Genomic DNA, 19,674 nt, shown 5'->3' on the forward strand with positions numbered 1-19,674 from the left:
GGTGTCCAGCGTTGAATTCCGTAATCAGCAAACCTAATTACAGACTCCTGCTGAAGCATAATGCCGACTTCCGCTATTTATGGCTGGCCCGGGCATGCTCCTTCTTCGGGAGTTCCTTGTACAATCTGGCGATCAGCTGGCTTGTGTACTCCATGACTGGTTCCTCGCTCCAGGTAGGGCTGGTGATTGTCGCCAAGTTCCTGCCGGAGATGGTCCTCGGCCTGTTCATCGGCGCCTGGGTAGACCGCTTGAACCCTAAGCTTCTGATGCAGATCTCCGATGCGGCTCAGGCCCTGCTCACCGGAACCCTTGCCGTGCTCATGATCACCGGGCAGCTTCAGCTGCTGCATATCTATCTGATTACAGCCCTGTTATCGGTTATGGGCAATCTGTTTGCGACCTCGCAGAGCTCGTTACTGCCGGAGCTCATCGCGGATAAAGCCTATCTCATCTCAGCCAATTCACTGCTGTCCATCTCTTTGCAGATCACCCGTATTCTCGGTACGGTTGCCGGTGGAATACTGATAGCCTCCATCGGAAATTCAGGGGCTGTCATTGGGGATGCGGTATCCTTCATCGTCTCGCTTGCCCTGATTCAGCGGATTAAGCACCGCAGCAGGGCCGGGAACCATTCCCGCGCTGGGAGCGGCTTATCCATCTTAGCGGAAATCCGTGAAGGCTGGGAGTGGCTGCGCGGACAAACTGCCATGCTCCTGCTCATTCTTCTTGGTACACTCAGCAATATTGCCTTAGGGCCAAGCAATGTGCTCCCTCCCATGCTGATTGGTGAGCTGCTGCAGGGCGGCTCCAGCGGGCTCGGGATTTTCAATGCGGCTATAGGCGTCGGGTTACTCCTGGGCGGACTGTTCGTAGGCAGCAGATCTCCCCGGAGAGTCGGTCTCTGGTTCTCCTGTGGACTGGGTATCCAAGGCCTTGGCATGTGTGTGATTGCCTTATCACCTGTGCTCTGGCTAGCTTGCTCCGGCAACCTGATCCTGGGCTTTGGTGTGACCGTTACGGTCATTCCGATGAGCACTTTATTCCAGCTGCTGGTTCCTTCTGCGCTGCGGGGACGGGTCAACAGCCTCAGTTCCATGGCTTTTAACCTTTCGATCCCGTTAACCTATGGCGGAGTAGGTATTCTGGCGGACAGAATCGGCGTAGAGATATGCTTCGGTCTTGCCGCCGGCTTGTTCGCCTTATGTCTGATCACCGGGCTGAGTAGTCCTCATATGCGCAGCCTCGACATCGGGACTACGCCGTCCTCCCGATCCTCTCAATCCGGTCAATCTGCATAAGTCAGATGAAGGGTCACTTTACAACGCCGCACATATAACCCGCTACATAACGAAATAGAGGATCGGCTTATTGGCTCCGGGCTCTCCCTTCACCATCATCCGATCCTCACTCTTACAGCTTCTATTAGTATGCTTTTAATGGTCTGAATAACGCGCCTGAAGCTTGTCTTTATGCGCTATGAGGATATCTTGCTCTCTCTCAAAATTCCGAAAATAATAATACCATACTGGATCAGGGAGCAAAAACCTCCGGATTATCGTTCCGCCAAGCGCCGATACAGCCGATCAGGCAAGCCTGGTAGCTTCTCATTCTGCGCTCGGTTCCGGTATCCTCAAATTCAATAGCGATATTCTGGCCCGGCTTACGCCAGGCCAGAATCCGGCCGGAGAATCCGGGCCACTCACATTCTTCATCTAGTTCAGGCTGGCCATAAGCCTCTATCGCCTCTTCTGGTGTTGCACTCATTGTGATTCCCTGTGGCAGGTAACCGGGAAACGGGGCTTTAATTCTGTCATCAGACCCTGGCGCAAGAAAATGTATGGCTCCAATGATCCATTCTTCTTGATTCGTATAATGAAGCCCCGTCAGCGCGTTTAGTTTGGGTGCGCGGTAAATATCGATACGTACCGATGATTTCACAGACCAGATGATATCGTCGTTAAAATAGCTGTTAGGACCGGGTATCCGTCTGATGCCGAATGGCTGCAGCAAAGCTTGCACACTCTTGGGATTATACGGCTGTCCCAGCATTTCAATGAGCTGATCGGATGGTTCGTTCATGTCTGGATTCCTTCCTTTCGCCTAAGTGATTCTATTCATGTGTCTTTCTCATCGCCAGCATTCTTCAGGTGAAACCTCACACCATCGTACCATATCCTGGAACCCTATTGCACTCCGCGCCCGGCCCGGACACACAGAAGAACCCTCTTCGTGAAGAGAGGGCCATCCCCGTTAACTTCTCTGTCGTTTACTCCTTCTCCCACGCAAGCGCACTCTCTGCCCACTCCGCAACCCTGCGACTGCTCTCTTCATCGGACAGATCCTCGATCCGGGTCATCACTGACCATCTTACGCCGAAGGGGTCCAGGATGCTGCCGAACCGGTCGCCTGAGACGAAGCTGGCCACTGGTTCCCTGACCGTCGCTCCTCTTGCTGCCGCGTCATCTATGACCTGATCCACATTCATTACGTAGATTGCCAGAGAATAACAGGCATTGCCGTCAGCTGGCGGCAGGACCAAATGATAGGCCGGATTCGCGGCTCCCAGCTGCAGGCGGCCATTGCCGAAGTCTAATTCTGCGTGAGCAATAATGGCTTCCCCGCCAGCACCCGGGTATTCCGTAATATAGATGACCTTTGCCCCGAACACCGCTGTATAGAACTCTATCGCCTCAGAAGGACGGTTTACCGTTATGAATGGGGTAATGGCAGTGAATCCATTTGGTGTCCCCTTGTTCGTATATTGACCCGATACTCCTGTAATTTCTCCGCTTGTAGTCATGTTAATCCTCCTTTAATTGATCAGTACATATCAGTTTTGGCTCCTCTTCATTGAACAGGACTCATCAGTTCATAGAAATACTTGGCGTCCTGGGTCTTGTAGAGACTATACCAGGCCTTCAATCTGTCTGGATCGAGTACGTCCAGGGCCTTCAGGACATGTACAGTGAATTCCAGCGGCGCGATGCCGGAGGCCGTGATCAGCTTGCCGTCGGTTACAGCAGACTGATTGCTGTAGTACGCTTCACCTGTGTACTTGTGGCAGGTCATTTTCAGGTATCCCAAATCATTGCTGGTATGCGGGCGTGAATTCAGCAGCCCTGCCTGGGCAAGCGCTATGGTAGCCCCGCAAATAGCGGCTACTAAGATATTCTCCTGCATACATCTCCGGGCGAGCTCAAGGATGGGCTCGTGGATGGCCTCTGTCCATGTATTCCCGCCGGGCAGAATCAATGCATCTGTACTCGTAATGCTGCACTCGCTGAGCTGGATATCCGGCAGAATTGTCAGCCCGCCCATGGTAGTGACAGGAGTCGTAACCAAGCTTACGGTAACTATCTTGCTGGAGGGTTGCCCCTGCTTGTAATATCTTCCCGAGTTCAGTTCAGCCGTTAAGTAGCCTATCTCCCAGTCGGCCATCGTGTCGAACACATATAGATATACTGTATTGTTCATTAGTAATTCCTCTCTCTCTGTGATTAATTAACTCTATCTCCATAATAAAATAGCTCCACTGACATCCGCTGTCAGTGAAGCTGTTCATTTCGATAATATTCCGTTAAATCCGCCGCAACCGCAGCCAGCTTATCCTTCAAGCTCTGCGGTTCAAGGACTTGAAGCGATTTCCCGTAAGCCAGGAGCGAATGCGGGACATATCTCAGCATATCTTGCTCTTCAAGGACGAAGACGGCCTGGCCGGATGTCCGCTCCTGCAGATAATGCCCCAGATACCAGTTCAGACAGAGGTCATCCAGCGCCTCGGCCCGGCCTGCGATAATGAGCGAGACTAACGCTTCTTGGCCTCCCGCCTCAGGCAGCAGATTCTGCATGAAGAATTCACGGGCCGAGAAGGCTGCGTCACGCTTGAACAGCATCTGCGTCCGCCTGATCGCCAGAATCCGGTCTGCCCGGAAGCTGCGGATCTCCTGCTTCAGATGGCAGTAGCCGACCGTATACCATTTGTTGTTCCAATACAGCACACCATACGGGTCGATCACCCTGGTCTTAGGATGCTCATCACGGCCAGTGCGGTAATCTATTTCTACAGCGAATTCTCCCGCTACTGCCTGCTCCAATTCCGCGAGCACCGGCTGAACCGCTGGAGAGCCCGCACGGTTAATCACCTCAAACCCGGCTAAATGGCGGCTAAGTGTATTTTCCTGCTCCTGATTGGAATACATCTTGAGCTTGGCCGCCGCATGGTCCAGTGCCTTATTCATCGGGTATCCGGCTTCTTTGGCGAAGATAGCTGCGTGCAGAAGTGCCTTCTTCTCGTCAAGCTCAAACAGCAGAGGCGCCCTGATGAACTGATTCAGCAGGCTATAGCCGCCGTTATGGCCGGAATCGGAGATGATCGGGACCCCGCTGGCGCATAGCGCATCCATATAGCGGTATACTGTGCGGATATTGATTTCCAGCTTCTCGGATATTTGCTTGGCCGTTATTTTCCCGCCGGAGTTCAGCATCCACAGGATGGCCAGCATATTATCGTTTTTGGGCATAACCGTTACAGCGCCCCCCGCCGCAGCTCATAGAAATACTGCACCACCGGATGCTTCAGCTCCATCTTCCCCGCCATACCCAGGATCCGCTTCTTCCCGATCCGCTTGTCCAGCAAGGCCAGAATATTCAGCACGATATCACTGCTCTCCAGGCTCTCCTCTATAGGCGTAGTTAAGAACTGATTCGCTATCACGATAAAATTCGATTTCACCAGCGCCGCCTGGGCAGACATTAACTCCTTGGCATGCTCAGTGCTTTTTCTGCTGCTGGCCATAATGATTAGACGGTCCTCCGGCACGGGTCCCTTGGCTGCTGCTCTGACCGCTTCAATGTCGTCAATAGTGACAGGAATCCGGATGTCTGGATCATTCTTAATGTCCAGCTCGGATGGATACCAGCGGATGGGGTTCGTTTTGTCGTTCATGTTGAGCACGTTCTTCTTATCCACCGAGATATAACAGGTCCCTGATTTATCGGGAAAATAGCGGTAAGCAGGTGCGCGGTATTCTACTCTTCCATATAACGCAGGGCTAAGAAAGCCCTCCAGCTGCTGCTTCAATTTGCTCCAGGACATGTAATCCCCTCCTAAATAAACAACCCCACAAGGTGGGGGTTAAGCTTCATAGATGACTTGCCCGCCCTGCTGAAGACATGACGAAACACAGCATCCGGCAATTCCTCCGTCAGCGGATCAGCAAATTGAGCTTAGCAACGAAGTGTTGCCGGCTTCGGCTTAATGACACGAATATATACACTTTATCTCCGCAAGTCAATTTCCCACCCCGGTAATTGACCAGTTATTATCGGCTTCCGGCGATAACGTTCCCTGCCCGCGGATGTAGCTGACCAGCATATCCCGGACACTGCACGGGGACTCCCAGTGTCTGGCTGCACTGACCAGTCTGGACGCCTTCAATAAGCTGCTGTAGCGGTAATTGTTGACGGCAAGCTGCAGCTGCTGCGTGTCGGCAAGCGCTTGGCCCTGGTACAGCACATTGATGATCCGCTGACCGGCAGGCTGCGACAGATCGATCTGATAATCGATGCCGGCGAACATATCATAGAGGTAACTAGGCACCTCAGGGTTGGCAGTCACCTCAAGGTCGCCCGGCTGCCACTGATTGAAATGCGTTGCCGAAGCTTCCATGTAGGCCTTAAGCTCTTTGCCTGTTACAGTAACCACATACAGCACATTATCGAACGGATAGATGCGGTATACATCGGCGTACGTTAACGGGCCCTGCTTCAAGTCCGCAGTATCTGAGAACAAGCTGGTCGCGGCAACATCCGCCCCGCTGGCCTGCAGCATCACCTTCTGAATCAGCGTAATGACCGGCGTATCCTGCAGCCTTCCCGCCGGGATCCCGCCCGTCTCCGCCTGCGGCTGGAAGTCAGCGGTGGCATAGCCCAAGATACTGCCGTCTGCTTCAGCAGCCAAGGCTCCGCCGCCTTGGCCGCTGAAGCGGATGGTCTCTTCATGCGCTTCAGCGGCCAGCTTGCGGAATTCCGGATCCGGCTCCCAGCCGGCCATATCCGCAATCGAGACTTCCCTGTTCACCACCCGGGGCCCCGCACCCTCCAGCTGAACGGTCAGGTCGAAGCGGACCACCTCCCGCCCCCGGTCGCGCGGCCCGCCGATTACGATATCCCCGATCCGCTGCTTAACGGTAATGTGCATATGCCCGACCAGCAGTACATCAGCCTCAGGAACAAGCCTCGCAATCTGTTCAGCAGAATCCGAGCCGCCTTCTTCATCAAATTCAGCCACCATTCCCGCATGCGCGCTGATGACAATGATATCGGCCTTGTCTTCAGCCCTCAGGGAAGCAGCAAGCTGCTGCGCCGTTTCAGCCATGTGGCCGAACCGCAGTTCCTCCACCTTCCCGGCATCCCAGCGCGGAATATTAGGATTCGTCAGTCCGATTACGGCAACCCTGACGCCCTGTACCTCAATCAGCGTGTAGGGCTCTGCGAACAGCTCACCGCCGGGGTACGCAGCATTCGCAGCGAGTACGGGAAAGTCCAGCTCCTGCCGGAATTTCGCAATCAGGTCCAGCCCGAAGTTAAATTCATGGTTGCCGAGGGTCATGGCCGCATAGCCCATGGCATTCAGTACCGCCGAGACCGGATGCACGGTATCTGTCCGTTTGTTGTAGATATCGTCCGTCAGCATATTTCCCTGGAACACATCCCCATTGTCAATAAGGATGACCGCAGCTCCGCTGTCTCTGACTTCCTTCACATAGGAGGCCACCCGGGCCATCCCGTCATTCTCCGTCTCGCGGCTGTCCTCATAACGGTAGCCCCACAGATTCCCGTGAAGATCCGAGGTGGCGAGGATTACGATATTCAATAATTTGCCGGTATCAGCCTGTTCCATTATCATTTCATCCTTTCTCACGCCCGCTTACTTCAGAATTGCCCCTGCGGTGAAGCTCTTCTCCATCTGGTCACTGAACAGCACATAAGCCAGCAGAATAGGCAGAGTGGATATGACCATTGCTGCTGCCAGCGGCCCCCAGCTAATACTGTATTGGCCGCTGAAATTCATCAGGCCCAGCGGCAGTGTTCTCAGCTCCTGCTTTTGAATAAAGGTTGCCGCCATAAGAAGCTCATTCCACACCGCCAGGAATACGAAGATCGCCACTGAGGCAAGCGGCGGCTTAAGCAGCGGCAGCACTACCTTGAAGAAGGACTTCACCACCCCGCAGCCGTCCATAAACGCTGCTTCCTCCAGTTCCTTGGGCATCGTCCGCAGAAAAGCCGACAGCATATATACGCCAATAGGCAAATTCACCGCAATGTACGGTAAAATAATCGACAATCTTGAACTGAGAATCCCCAGATTCTTAAGAATCATGAAGAGCGGTATTAATGTAGCATGAATCGGCACCATAACGCCCATCAGAAGAATGAACAAGATGAGACTGTTATACTTGAATTTCATCCGTGTCAGCGCATAGGCCATCATTGCAGCAAACAGCAGCACAAACAAGAGTGTAACCAGCGTGACAATCACACTGTTGAAGAAATATTGATTTACTTTGGCACTGACCCAAGCTTCTGTGAAATTGCTTAAACGCCATTCTGCAGGCAGCGCCCAGACGGTTCCGCCTATAATCTCCGAATTATCCTTAAACGCACTGATCACAAGCCAGTAGAGCGGAAACAGCTGGAGGACGGCGATAACGATCATCAGGATGTAGATGCTTGAATTCTTTGTTTTTCTGAGCATGACCGGTCCTCCTTAATATTCAATTTTCTCTTGGGTTAACACTTTATTAAGCACCCAGGAGATCACAAGGCATTCCAGCACCATGAATACCGCAAGCGCACTGCCGTAGCCGAAATTCTGCTTCAGGAAGGCTTCCTGGAACATTTTCAGCGCAATCACGGTTGTTGAATTCAGGGGTCCCCCGTTAGTCATTACGTATACACTTTCGAACGTCTTCAAGGCATAGATCACATTCAGGACGATACAGATCCGCAGCACATCAGACAATAACGGAAAAGTAATATGCCGCACAGCCTTCCAGCCTGTCGCTCCGTCCAGCTTCGCTGCTTCATAATACTGCTCCGGTATCCCTTGCATTCCGGCGAACAGAATCAGCATATTGTAACCGACATAATGCCAGGTCGTCACGATCAGGACGGACAGCAGGGCCGTCTTCGTATCTCCAAGCCAGGCCCCAGTCCAGGCTCCCAGTCCAAGCGTCTCCATTAATGTGTTCAGCATGCCGATGTTCGGATCATAGATCTTAACCCACAGCAGGCTGACCATGGTCGTTGACATCACTACGGGGAAAAAATAAATATTGCGGAACCACTTACGCCCCTTCATTCTCCGGGAGACCAGCAGCGCCAAGCCAAATGAGACCGGCAGCTGGATTAACACGCCTACCAGCAGAAAGGCCAGGCTGTTCCATACCGCCTGCCAGAAGCTTTTATCCGCCGTGAACATCTTCGTGTAATTGTCCAGTCCAATGAAGGCCATCGGGTTAATGCCATCCCAATCCTGGAGACTGTAGTAGGCGGTCATTACAATAGGCACAAAATAAAAGACCAGAAAAACAATCAATCCGGGCAACAAAAACAAAGCTATAATCTTTTTATTAGAGAGCGCTTTTTCCATCACTGACCCACCTGTCCAATTACAGAAAGTCGATGCGGTCCTTAGTGACTGCATCGACTTTCCTGGAATAATTTTTGGTAACACTGGCGCCTGAGGGGACTGGCGTACTGTCTCCGCCTTACTCTGCTGTACGCAGCAGCGTCTCCAGCTGGGCGGTAAATTCCTCTGCGGTGAGCTGCCCGCCGTATAATGCTTGTGTCAGGTCACGGTATTCCTGGCCTACATCTGCTGACAGCAGACCGAACCACATCGCCTGCGTTTTGACCGTCTGACTGATATCCGCAGCATACGCTGAGAGCTCCGCATTCTGTGATTCAGACTTCACCTCGCTCTTGGCGTAGCCGGGCAGGCCTTTTCTGACAAATTCATCATTAAGCTTCAAGGATAGACGGATGGCAAACTCCTTGGCTTCAGCCACATTGGCGGAGCTGTTGTTCACGAACAATGAGTATGGCGCTTCAGCATTCTGGAAGCCGATGGTTGCGCTGAGAGCATCCTCTGCCCCCGTCTTAGGGAAAGCAATATAGCCCAGATTGTCACCCATTGCCGCCGACAGGGAGGAGAAGTTGAAGCTTCCGTCGACCCACATCACAGCTTTATCATTCTTGAACAGCTCTTGGGCATCCAGATAGGCGGAACCGAGGAAGCCTTTTTGGAAGGCATTCGACTCTACCAGGGTGGTCACCTTATTGGCGGCTTCAACGAATGGTGCATCCGTGAACTTCGCCTCTCCCTTAATCGCCTTATCGAAGGCGGTAACATCCTCACGGGCTACGAGCATATCGTAGAGCAAATCCGCCTGCCATCTTTCTTTTCCGCCCAGTGCAATAGGAATTACACCTTTATCGTTAGCAGCCTTGACCAGCGACTGAAGATCCTCCCATGTTGCCGGGGCGGCAGCGCCAAGCTCGCTGATCAGCTTTTTATTATAGTAAAGAACCAGTGTTGTGCTGATGTTAGAAGGAACGGAATAGATGTTGCCGTCTTCTTCGGTTACCAGCTGATTGTCCAGAAATTGCGCACCGAGGCCTGTGGAATCCAGGGTATCGTTAAGCGGGGCTACGGTCTTCGACTGCAGAACAGGGGTACGGAATGACTTTCCGGCATGCTGCTGGAACACATCGGGAAGCTCATTCGCGGCAAGTGCAACACTCAATTTGGTTTTGTAGGTCTCATCTTGAATGTACTCATACTTCAGTTCAACACCGGTTTCCGCCGCGGCAGCTTCAGCTGCTGACTGGTACATCGGATCTGCATCGAAAATCCACAGCGTAACAGATTTCTTGCTATCCGCTGCCGCCGCTTCCTGACCCTGGGTTCCCCCATTGTTTGCTTCCGCACCTCCACAAGAAGTAAGCATTACACTGACCAGCGCGGCGGATGCTGCAACAACCCCAAACTTTTTACCGAACATCTGATTTGGACCACCTTTCACAATTTACGGATACGAACCACAGGTACAATCTTAACAAGTACGCAGCGAGGTTCGAATGGAGATATATTGGCTCTGACAGTAAAAATTTTAGGTATGTCACGTTACTTTACATCCACTTTACACTTCTTCTTAGGGTTAACATAAAGTTTACCTAATAACAGCTTTATCCAAACAAAAGAAGCCCGGCTGAATCACCGGACTCCTGCTGACAATGGCCCAATCTTACTCTGAATAGGACCCGCCGTATACTTTATTCGGGGTAATTCCGTACTTCTTCTTAAAGCATTTGCTGAAATAGAACGGATCTTTGTAGCCGACCTGATGGGCGATTGTCGCTATCTTGGGAACCGGAGAATCTCCCGCAGCCGCCCCCTGTCGCAGCAGCTCCATGGCTTTGCCCAGGCGGACATTCGTTACGTACTCCACAAAGGATTCGCTTGTCTCCTTCTTGAATACATGGCTTAAGTAGCTCGGGTTCACGAAGAGCGCAGCGGCTGTACTCTGAAGCGATAAGGTATCGTCGGTATAATGCGCAGTCACATGCGCAGCTGCTTTGCGGATCAGCCGGTTCCCGCTCCCCTGGCGCCCTTCCTCCTCAGAGGGCTGTTCCGCAGCGGGCTGCCCCAAGTACCCTGCCTCTATCCGCAACCGGTTAATGTAGCGTTCCTCCTCCCACTTCTCCTTCAACTGTGCACGGATGGTGGTCAGTGCCTGTTCAACCGCCGCCTCATCAACAGGCTTCAGCAAATAATGATCCGCTCCAAGCGAGATGGCCTGCTGGGCATACGTGAAGTTATCATAGCTGGTGATGAATATCAGCTTGGCAGCGGAGTCTAAGGCTCGGACGGCCTTGACGAAATCGAGCCCGTTCATGTTGGGCATTTCTATATCCGTAATAATGAGATCTATCGGCTGTTCCTCCATGATCCGCAGGGCTTCCGCTCCGTCTTCCGCCTCGGCAACCACTTCGAAGCCTGCAGAAGTCCAGTCTATTAAATGGATCAGCAGCTGTCTGAAATAATATTCGTCATCTACGATCAGGACGCGTGCCGCCGGCGCTGCAGTTATCATTCCGCTGTCTCCTCCTCCTGCTCGTCCGCCTTGACAATCAGCGGTAATCGTACCTTCACTTCCACTCCATGACCCGGCTCAGACGACAGGACGATCCCATAGGCTTCGCCGAATCTCAGCTGAATCCGGTCCTGGATATTCTTCAGTCCGAAGCTGTAATCCTCTTCTTTCTTGCTGCTTGACCAGATCTGCTGCTGCTCCTCTGCACTCATGCCTTTGCCGTTGTCACGGACTATGAAGCACAGTATGCGCTCTTCTCCCGACCTTTCCGTATAGCCGGTAATTTCACATAGCCCGCCGTCCGGCATCCCTCTGATGCCATGGTGGATTGCATTCTCAACCAGCGGCTGGAGCAGCATTGTAGGCACTTGGCAGGACTCGATCCCCGGTTCAAAGGTAATCCGGTAATTCAGTTTCTTGAAGCGGATCTGCTGAATGTAAAGGTAACTCTCCAGATGCTTCTTCTCCTGTGCAGCCGCAATCAATTCCTGTCCGTTGCTTAGTGATATCCGGTAGAACTCCCCGAGCGCCTTCAGGATACTGCTAATCTCCCTGGCATTCGTCATCACAGCCATCGCACGGATGGTGTCCAGCGTATTATATAGAAAATGCGGTTTGATCTGCGAATACAGCAGCCTCAGCTCCAGCAGCCGCTTGGTCTTCTCTTCCGTTTCAATTCTCAGCATCAAACCTTGTATATGCTCAACCATTTCATTAAATTTCGCCCCCAGCCTGCCTACTTCATCCTGACTGCCGGCAGAGGCGCGGCTCCCGAAGTTCCCTGCCCCTACCTCAACCATGACTTCACTGAGCCGGCTAAGCGGCCGGGTCAGCCGGCGGGCGAATACCACCGACAGGACCATTGCCGAGAGCATGCTGATCAGTCCGAAAACGGCTATGGATAAAGCAATTTTCCAATACCCGTCGGTCAATTCCGAAGTGGGGACCAGGTGGATTACCTTCCAGCCGTAGGGATCGAGCCTCTGTAAAGATACCAGATAACGCTTGTCTCCCACCTGCTCGGTCCGGCTTCCTCCGGATGCGGAATTCACCCACCCGGCAAGCGAGCCGTCTTCAAGGGTGCGGCTGACGAGTGCTGGATCATACGCGGAGATTACCACTCCCTCCTGGTTGATGACCAGGGTAGGATTCTGATTGTCCTGTTCATTAAGGTACAGCCGCGCCAGTGTCCGTTCGTCAATATTGACATAAATATAACCGATCGGCGTCCCCTTCTCCATGCTCATAATGACTCTGCAGACACTAATCATATTCTTCGCGGCCATCCCCGACAGAAAGGAAGGCTTCAGCGTGTCTACCCAGACGGCGCCGCCTTTGGCCGCATCAATCTTATCCTTCGGATAGACGGCAAGGCTCTGCGGAGTCACACCCGTCAGGTTGGAGGTATAATAGAGTTCTCCCCTGGTCGATTCGATAATGACGGAGTCGATATTAGGCTCTGTCTCCAGCATGGCGGCCAGCGTATTATGTATGGACTTCAGCGCGGAGACATCCTCATTCACCCCGGTATCCCGGCTGAGCACATTCTGTGTATCCTGATTAATCAAAGCGAATTTCGAGAAGTTCTGAACCGACTGGAAGACCGTCTCCATCGACTGGCTTACCAGCTTCACTTCCTGCTGCGAGCTGGCTGAAGTCCTGTCCAGCGTCTGATTGAAGACAATCCGGTGAATACTTATTACGAAAATCACCAGAGCCAGTAATACAATCAGGATGTTGCTGATAAGAATCTTCCTCCGAAGCGACATATTCCTCCTGAACACCCTAGAAGTGACCGCCCGGAATTTCTTCTTCATATTCCCCTCCGCTGTATGCTTAATCGTATAGTTGAAATATGCGAGATAATCATTCAGTATAATTATTCAATATAATTTAATTATTCAATATAAGCTGCGCTTGTTATCCCTCACTATTATACACAACCCTATCACCTTACCGATACACCAACGATTGGGGCTCCTGTAATCAGCTGCTATCGTGTGAAACAGATAAATTCTTATTTGCACCAATTGGCCCTCCGGGCGAGCGCACTTATTCAAGTTCACCGCTTGGCGTTACGGACATGAGAGACCTTAAGCGGTGAAAAGCAGTGCAGTGCCGGTCCTTGCGGACATCAGCGCCGTTATTTCACCAGAAAAGTGGCGATATCACGTGAAAAGTGGCGGATAAGGGCTGTGGTGTCCGTAAACCTGCCAAAAAGGCAGATAATGAGCGAATAAGGGCCGTGGTGTCCGTAAAGGAGCTGATGGGGCTCATGTTGGACCCGCAGAGATGGCGTTTTTGCATTCTGGAGTCTGCTCCAGCGCCACATTCGGCTTGCATAGCGTGAGTTCTACACTCAGCACCACACCACGCTTACATAGCGTGAGTTCTCCCTCTATTTTGCGGCTGCCGGGGCCTCCCGGCTCTTCCAGTATCGTTCCTCTCCGCTTTTGCCGCCTCTACTCCATTAATCACAGTGTATACTTCCTGCACACAAATAAAGACGCCGCGGGGTCGCTGCCCGGGCGTCTTGCTGCCTTCTTCTAATTCTTACCGCCATACCCCTTATATGTAGCGTAAACGGCATTGGCATATTGATCCGCCAGAATAGGACGGCCATAGGAATCTGTAGCGCCCGGATACCAGTTGTCGCCTCCATTATAATGTAACAGCCCGTTATAGATGTTGCCGAATCTGGAAATCTTCTCATCCAGAATCAGACCGCCTAAGGCCACCTGGTCCTGTTCGCTGCTGTGATTATATGCGCGGCCGAATTTGGCACTGAATTGTGATAAATAGGCGTTGCGTGTGTTCGGTTCTACCTGCATCAACCCGTCACCGGCGGATGGGCTGCCCGGCAGTCCTGCTCCAAAGCTGCTCTCCTTCTTAATCACCGCACTCAGGAGTAGAGCGAAATCCCCGCCTTTGCCAAATTTATCATCCACATTCATGACATAGGTCCAGATTTGGCTAGGAACCTCGGATGGTTTGGTTACATTAGCCGGCGGTGAGCCCGTGTAAATCTTAACCGAACTCATCTTGTCATTGACACTGTCGCCAACCCAGGATGAACTTGCCGTATAGTTCCACTTGTTTCCGCCAAAGTTATCATTCTCGTAGACTTCAACCGTCCAGCCGCCAGGAACCTTTAGCGAGGACATCCAGTCATTGGGAATTCCTGCCGCATTCAGCTGGGACAGTACATAATTGCCTACTCCGAGCGTTACTGCCTTTCCGCCATAGTTGATATCTGCATAGAAGGTGGCTCCGCTCGTTGCCGGGGGTGTTGTTGGTGTTGGCGTCGGTGTTGTTCCTCCTCCGCTCTTCCATAAGGCGGGAACATTAGGCGGCTCCCAGCCTGCGAGGGATGTATGTGCCTGAAGACAGGTATACGTACTTCCGCTATAGGTTACGGTATCATTCACTGCATAGGCAGTATTTGCCGCCCATGCTCCTCTGGCAGCCGCGTCTGCGCGCGGCAAAGCTGTGAAGAATAGCGATAGAAATACTGCTAGAACCATTAAAAGGGATAAAGCTCTGGTGTGAACATTTTTCAAAATATGAAGCCTCCTTTATTAAGTTTACCGGTTTCGACTATAAGGCGATCCACAGGTATATTGTATTGCCGTTTGTGATAATAATTCCATAATCCATAAACTTTAGCCTCTGTCTCCAGCATAAATAGCTCCACTGACGTCCGCCGTCAGTGGAGCTATTCCAGCCTGATAAGTATCTATGGAGCACCGAATCTATCGCCTCGCCAAATATTCTCTTATTGTTCCGCCATACCTAAACTCGGCTTTTTCCCGACCCGCCTGTCCCCAGAGCAAGTATATTCAATACAATATCGTTACTCTCCATACTTTCTTCGCTGCTTCAATTTGCTCCAGGACATGTACGCCAGCCAATCCTCCATTCTTGCATCATACGGTAAACGGACTCTGAGGCAAACCCAGCGCTGTACGCAAGCGGTTAAAACCCTCGATGTCCGGATTGACCCGGTACTGCTCAAATTCTCTTCTCCTAACGAACATTTCGGCACTTTCTGCGGAATTCTTCTCTTGTGCATCACGATACCACTTAATCATATCCTCCAGGGGACCAACCGGCTGCTTGGTTTTATTACTAGTTCTCTCGCAAAGCTCAAGTATCTCCGGATAATTGCCGGCCAGTATATCCTCAGGAGGCATCTCCTGTCCTGAAGGCTCGGCAGTCTCTTCCTGCAGGCTCTTGACCCGGGTCATAACCTCGTATGCCACATCTGGGTGACTCCACATATGCACCCCATGGATAAACCAATCCCCCATATACGGCTCAATCATTCCAACCGATACGGTCCAGGAAGGAAGCTTCATCATCGTTTCACAGTAGGGCATACGGTATCTTTCTTTGGACCAGAGATCCTCAATAATCATGCCATGCTCATATTGGTCTACCACCTGATAACAGGAAACCTTCATTGCTGCCCATCTTTCAAGCATCTCCCGTGCTTCCCCGGAATACCTCTGGCCTCTCTCTGCCAGGAACCACTCTATTCCGCGCAGGCCGTTATCATATACTTGAAAGAAATACGACCACATGTCTCCGGCTCCCGCTCTAAACCTGTTTACTATAGAATTGAAGGGTTTGACTTTGTTCTGATCGAACGCCCATTCTCCACCTTGCTTTTGAGCTAAGAAGGAGTACAGCTCAATTGTTAATTTATATTTCCGGTCGAAAAAATGCTTCAACTTCGCCTGCAGTACCTGCTCCTCCTCATGCTTACGCATACAGCATTGTTTGTACTTTTTACCGCTTCCGCAAGGACATGGGTCATTTCTTCCTATCATGTTACACACTCCTCTGAATATAAATCTAAGATTAGTTAAAATCGCTTAGCGGTCCCCTCCGGGTGACAATAGCTCTCTCAATTCGCAAATTCCGTGAAAAACACATCCGGTCTGCCCGCTCTGCTTACGACATGGCGAAATACCACATCCGTTACATCCTCCATGGGTGCCGGTATCATATTAAAAACCTCTCTATACATAACAAAATAATAAAGCAAATTATATCATAATTCCGGGACAAACAACCTTACCTTATAAATTGATCTAAGACGGAACAGCCCGCATATGGTAAAATAAAGCAGAAATCATTTTCTGGAAGAATGTAACTCCAAGCGGTCAAAAAGGAGAATGAATATGAGAATATGCAGCGGCAACGCTCTGTGCAAAGTCTGAACCGGACGAAACTGCATGGAGCGGAAGAAGTTCGTCCGGTCGGCTTTGCACTTTCACTGAATCGTTAAGAATTCATTGAAAGAGGAGCAGAGTCATGCTAACTAAATATAAAATGAACCTCAGGGAGCTTCGTACGTTCCTGATTTTATGGATTACACAGTCCTTCTCGGCACTGGGCAGTGCAATGACTGCCTTCGCCCTGGTGATCTGGTCTTATCAGCAGCAGGGATCGGCTCTGACCAGCTCGCTTCTGGTCATCTGTTCCTACGCACCATATGTGCTGCTCAGTATCTTCGCAGGTGCACTTAGCGACCGGTGGAACAAGAAGGCTACGATGCTGATTAGTGACAGCTTCGCGGCACTTTGTACTGTTACGGTTCTTATTCTGATGACAACGGGTAAGCTCCAGATCTGGCATCTGTATGTGATCAATACCTTGACTGGTGTAATGAATACTGTACAGCAGCCGGCGTCGGATGTAGCCATAAGCCTGCTGGCTCCACAGCAGCATTATCAGAGGGTTAGCGGAATGCGTTCCTTCTCTAATTCGCTGGTTACCATCTTGACGCCTATACTCGCCACTTCAATCCTTTCCTTTACCAGTATCCGGGTTGTGATCCTGTTTGATTTGATTACCTTCGCCACAGCGTTCATGGCCTTGCTATGCTTGGTCCGTATCCCGCAGGTTCCGAAGCAGAGCGGCGCCTGGAGTGAGAGCCTATGGCAATCTGCTAAAAGCGGCCTGCGGTATCTCAGGGATAACCGCGGTATTCTGGATTTGATCCTTTTTTTGTCCGTGATCAATTTCACCGCCTCCATCTTCAATGCGGCCCTGCCCGCCATGGTGCTCGCACGGGCAGGCGGCGGAGAGCTGGCACTGGGTATGGTCAACACCGTTACAGGGATAGCCATGATGGCCGGAAGTATCTCGGTTGCTGTATTGCCGCCGCCCAAAAGCCGGGTCCGGGTCATTTGCAATTGCCTGCTTTTCTCCATGAGCTCCGAGAATTTCTTCCTTGCTTTCGGCAGAAGCACGCCTATATGGTGTTTGGGCGCAATCCTCGGATGGATATTCATTCCTGTCATGAACGCTAATATGGATGTGCTGTTCCGCTCAACCATCCCTATCGGTATGCAAGGCAGGGTCTATTCGGCAAGGAACACCTTGCAGTTTTTCACCATTCCTCTGGGATATCTGTGCGGAGGGCTTCTGGTAGACCGGGTGTTTGAACCCTTTATGGCCGTGCAGCCGCAAGGCAGCCTGTGGGTCGCACTGGTCGGAACAGGCAAGGGCTCCGGAGCAGCTTTGCTGTTCCTGGCTATCGGAATTACCGGTGCCTTATCTTGCCTGCCGTTCCGGGCGGACAAACATATTTGGAGGCTGGAAGAATAGCTTCTTCTCCCCAACTGCAATTAGCACAGGGCAGCTCTACGGCTGCCCTGTGCTTTTCTTTTTTTCGGATATATCCCAAACACGGAAACATTAACACAAATGATCCCAATTATTCATAATTAATACCAATTCCGATGAATACGTTAACATCCTGATCGTATGCTATAAAGTCTGACCTCACTGAAATCAATTAGAGGAGGAAAATGGATGTCGTTCGGGCACAGGAAATTGGGTATATGGTTTGCGGCTTTGATATTGCTGGCAGGTGCTTATGCGTATCCGGGTTCTGAAGCGAAGGCTGAAGGTACAGCAGGCTACTATCACACTTCAGGCAGCACCATTGTGGATTCTGCCGGGAATCCGGCCGTATTCAACGGGCTGAACTGGTTTGGCTTCGAAACGGCGAATTACTCCCCGCATGGGCTGTGGTCCCGTTCCATGGATGATATGCTCGATCAGATCAAGGCGAAAGGCTATAACCTGATCCGGCTGCCGTACTGCAACCAGATGTTTGATTCAGGCTCTGCGGCCAACAGTATCGATTATGCCAAAAACCCCGATCTGACCGGCCTTACGCCAGTGCAGATTATGGATAAACTGATTGAGAAAGCCGGAAACCGCGGCATCCGGATTATCCTTGACCGGCACCGGCCGGATTCCGGCGGGCAATCCGCGCTATGGTATACCGCGGCCTATCCCGAATCCCGCTGGATCAGCGACTGGGTGATGCTGGCTCAGCGCTATGCGGATAACCCTGCCGTCATTGGAGCCGATCTGCATAATGAACCGCATGGCACAGCAAGCTGGGGGACAGGTAATCCTGCCACAGACTGGCGGCTGGCCAGTCAACGGGCTGGCAATGCAATTCTCGCCGTCAATCCGAACTGGCTGATTCTTGTCGAAGGCATTGAAACTAATGTCCAGGGCAACTCCAGCAGCTACTGGTGGGGCGGCAATCTGACAGGTGTGCGTAATTATCCGGTTACACTTACTGTGCCGGACCGGGTGGTCTATTCCCCGCATGATTATGGGCCCGGCGTTGCTGCACAGCCTTGGTTCAGTGCTGCTGACTTCCCCAATAATCTGCCGAAGCTATGGGATGATACCTGGGGATATATCAGCAAGGAGCAGATTGCCCCGATTCTTGCCGGAGAATTCGGCGGGCGCAGCGTAGATACCCTATCGGCGGAAGGGAAATGGCAGCATGCGCTCGTAAGCTACATCGGCCAGAATAATCTCTACTGGACGTACTGGAGTCTCAATCCGAATAGCGGAGATACCGGCGGACTGCTGCTGGATGACTGGACATCCTGGAATGAGCCGAAGCAGGTTATGCTCGACCTTATCATGAAACCGGTAACCTTTACCCCGATCGGTGATCCTGAAGGTCCCGGGGAAGAACCGGGAGCCGGCGATCCTCATGCAACACTGCTGTACCGTGCCGGTGAGACGGGAGCTGCCGTGAACTCGATCCGGGCCAGCCTGCAGCTGAAGAACGAGTCCGCTGTTTCGATCCCGCTGAATGACCTAACGATACGTTATTGGTACACCAGAGACGGAGGTGCTGCACAGACACTGGAATTTGATTATGCGGTCATCGGCAAAGAAAAGCTGCTGACGCAAATCGTTCCTCTGGCTGCGCCGCGTTCAGGGGCCGACACCTATGCGGAGATCGGATTCACGGCGGGTGCAGGCTCCCTCGCGGCTTCAGGCACAACCGGGGACATCCAGTTCCGCATTCACAACAATAACTGGTCCAATTACAATCAGGATGATGACTACTCATTCCGTCCGGCCCTCACCAGCTATGCCGCGAATGACCGTATCACCGTCTATTATCAAGGCAAGCTGATATACGGAAGTGAACCGTAAACCGAAGGACTTCCGTAAGCTAAAA

At 51.8% G+C, this 19,674-nt stretch carries 16 protein-coding genes; 3 read left to right on the forward strand and 13 right to left on the reverse strand.

The annotated features are described in order from the left end of the window. Positions 1-11: 11 nt before the first annotated feature. The gene (locus tag LOS79_RS21270) at positions 12-1,298 is read left to right on the forward strand and encodes an MFS transporter (RefSeq protein WP_315412135.1); all 1,287 of its coding nucleotides are present in this window, start codon (positions 12-14) and stop codon (positions 1,296-1,298) included. 232 nt (positions 1,299-1,530) lie between these two features. Here the strand turns inward: LOS79_RS21270 and LOS79_RS21275 are convergent, their stop codons facing one another. The 13 genes from LOS79_RS21275 to LOS79_RS21335 all read right to left on the reverse strand — a co-directional run bounded on the left by LOS79_RS21275 (position 1,531) and on the right by LOS79_RS21335 (position 15,991). After that, positions 1,531-2,079, reverse strand: coding sequence for a hypothetical protein (locus LOS79_RS21275; RefSeq protein WP_315412137.1), 549 nt, complete (start codon positions 2,077-2,079; stop codon positions 1,531-1,533). 187 nt (positions 2,080-2,266) lie between these two features. Continuing rightward, positions 2,267-2,800, reverse strand: a complete 534-nt coding sequence (locus tag LOS79_RS21280; protein ID WP_315412139.1) for a VOC family protein — start codon at positions 2,798-2,800, stop codon at positions 2,267-2,269. Positions 2,801-2,847: 47 nt separating this feature from the next. After that, positions 2,848-3,474, reverse strand: coding sequence for a type 1 glutamine amidotransferase family protein (locus LOS79_RS21285; RefSeq protein ID WP_315412141.1), 627 nt, complete (start codon positions 3,472-3,474; stop codon positions 2,848-2,850). A 71-nt stretch (positions 3,475-3,545) separates the two neighbouring features. Next, the gene (locus tag LOS79_RS21290) at positions 3,546-4,520 is read right to left on the reverse strand and encodes a helix-turn-helix transcriptional regulator (RefSeq protein WP_315412142.1); all 975 of its coding nucleotides are present in this window, start codon (positions 4,518-4,520) and stop codon (positions 3,546-3,548) included. Between the two features lie 5 nt (positions 4,521-4,525). Beyond that, positions 4,526-5,095, reverse strand: coding sequence for an SF0329 family protein (locus LOS79_RS21295; RefSeq protein ID WP_315412144.1), 570 nt, complete (start codon positions 5,093-5,095; stop codon positions 4,526-4,528). A gap of 195 nt (positions 5,096-5,290) precedes the next feature. Further along, the gene (locus tag LOS79_RS21300) at positions 5,291-6,901 is read right to left on the reverse strand and encodes a bifunctional metallophosphatase/5'-nucleotidase (RefSeq protein ID WP_315412145.1); all 1,611 of its coding nucleotides are present in this window, start codon (positions 6,899-6,901) and stop codon (positions 5,291-5,293) included. Positions 6,902-6,928: 27 nt separating this feature from the next. Continuing rightward, positions 6,929-7,756 carry a carbohydrate ABC transporter permease gene (locus LOS79_RS21305; RefSeq protein WP_315412147.1) on the reverse strand — a complete coding sequence of 276 codons (828 nt, stop codon included), beginning with the start codon at positions 7,754-7,756 and terminating at the stop codon, positions 6,929-6,931. 12 nt (positions 7,757-7,768) lie between these two features. Continuing rightward, a complete protein-coding gene (locus tag LOS79_RS21310; RefSeq protein ID WP_315412148.1) occupies positions 7,769-8,653 on the reverse strand; it encodes a carbohydrate ABC transporter permease in 885 nt (294 codons plus the stop codon). Between the two features lie 118 nt (positions 8,654-8,771). Next, positions 8,772-10,067 carry an ABC transporter substrate-binding protein gene (locus LOS79_RS21315; RefSeq protein ID WP_315412150.1) on the reverse strand — a complete coding sequence of 432 codons (1,296 nt, stop codon included), beginning with the start codon at positions 10,065-10,067 and terminating at the stop codon, positions 8,772-8,774. A gap of 243 nt (positions 10,068-10,310) precedes the next feature. Continuing rightward, complete coding sequence (locus LOS79_RS21320) at positions 10,311-11,159, reverse strand: response regulator transcription factor (RefSeq protein ID WP_315412151.1); 849 nt, start codon at positions 11,157-11,159, stop codon at positions 10,311-10,313. Then, positions 11,156-12,976, reverse strand: a complete 1,821-nt coding sequence (locus tag LOS79_RS21325; protein ID WP_315412152.1) for a cache domain-containing sensor histidine kinase — start codon at positions 12,974-12,976, stop codon at positions 11,156-11,158. Before LOS79_RS21325 ends, LOS79_RS21320 begins: the two co-directional genes overlap by 4 nt. 729 nt (positions 12,977-13,705) lie before the next feature. Beyond that, positions 13,706-14,719, reverse strand: coding sequence for a carbohydrate-binding protein (locus tag LOS79_RS21330; protein WP_315412153.1), 1,014 nt, complete (start codon positions 14,717-14,719; stop codon positions 13,706-13,708). Between the two features lie 366 nt (positions 14,720-15,085). Then, positions 15,086-15,991, reverse strand: a complete 906-nt coding sequence (locus LOS79_RS21335) for a YecA family protein (RefSeq protein WP_397386676.1) — start codon at positions 15,989-15,991, stop codon at positions 15,086-15,088. A gap of 487 nt (positions 15,992-16,478) precedes the next feature. On the opposite strand from LOS79_RS21335, the gene LOS79_RS21340 reads away from it, so the two are divergent. Both LOS79_RS21340 and LOS79_RS21345 read left to right on the forward strand, forming a co-directional pair. After that, a complete protein-coding gene (locus LOS79_RS21340; protein ID WP_315412155.1) occupies positions 16,479-17,777 on the forward strand; it encodes an MFS transporter in 1,299 nt (432 codons plus the stop codon). A 207-nt stretch (positions 17,778-17,984) separates the two neighbouring features. Then, entirely contained in the window at positions 17,985-19,649 is a 1,665-nt protein-coding gene (locus LOS79_RS21345) for a cellulase family glycosylhydrolase (protein WP_315412157.1), read from the forward strand. Positions 19,650-19,674: the final 25 nt, after the last annotated feature.

Origin of the sequence: Paenibacillus sp. MMS20-IR301 (assembly GCF_032302195.1) — a bacterium.
Classification (GTDB): Bacteria; Bacillota; Bacilli; order Paenibacillales; family Paenibacillaceae; genus Paenibacillus_AQ.

Coding starts and splice junctions, on each gene's coding strand:
- LOS79_RS21325 (WP_315412152.1), bottom strand. CDS start 12,976: ATGAAGAAGAAATTCCGGGCGGTCACTTCTAGGGTGTTCAGGAGGAAT.
- LOS79_RS21285 (WP_315412141.1), bottom strand. CDS start 3,474: ATGAACAATACAGTATATCTATATGTGTTCGACACGATGGCCGACTGG.
- LOS79_RS21305 (WP_315412147.1), bottom strand. CDS start 7,756: ATGCTCAGAAAAACAAAGAATTCAAGCATCTACATCCTGATGATCGTT.
- LOS79_RS21300 (WP_315412145.1), bottom strand. CDS start 6,901: ATGGAACAGGCTGATACCGGCAAATTATTGAATATCGTAATCCTCGCC.
- LOS79_RS21275 (WP_315412137.1), bottom strand. CDS start 2,079: ATGAACGAACCATCCGATCAGCTCATTGAAATGCTGGGACAGCCGTAT.
- LOS79_RS21310 (WP_315412148.1), bottom strand. CDS start 8,653: ATGGAAAAAGCGCTCTCTAATAAAAAGATTATAGCTTTGTTTTTGTTG.
- LOS79_RS21290 (WP_315412142.1), bottom strand. CDS start 4,520: ATGCCCAAAAACGATAATATGCTGGCCATCCTGTGGATGCTGAACTCC.
- LOS79_RS21340 (WP_315412155.1), top strand. CDS start 16,479: ATGCTAACTAAATATAAAATGAACCTCAGGGAGCTTCGTACGTTCCTG.
- LOS79_RS21345 (WP_315412157.1), top strand. CDS start 17,985: ATGTCGTTCGGGCACAGGAAATTGGGTATATGGTTTGCGGCTTTGATA.
- LOS79_RS21280 (WP_315412139.1), bottom strand. CDS start 2,800: ATGACTACAAGCGGAGAAATTACAGGAGTATCGGGTCAATATACGAAC.
- LOS79_RS21335 (WP_397386676.1), bottom strand. CDS start 15,991: ATGATAGGAAGAAATGACCCATGTCCTTGCGGAAGCGGTAAAAAGTAC.
- LOS79_RS21320 (WP_315412151.1), bottom strand. CDS start 11,159: ATGATAACTGCAGCGCCGGCGGCACGCGTCCTGATCGTAGATGACGAA.
- LOS79_RS21295 (WP_315412144.1), bottom strand. CDS start 5,095: ATGTCCTGGAGCAAATTGAAGCAGCAGCTGGAGGGCTTTCTTAGCCCT.
- LOS79_RS21315 (WP_315412150.1), bottom strand. CDS start 10,067: ATGTTCGGTAAAAAGTTTGGGGTTGTTGCAGCATCCGCCGCGCTGGTC.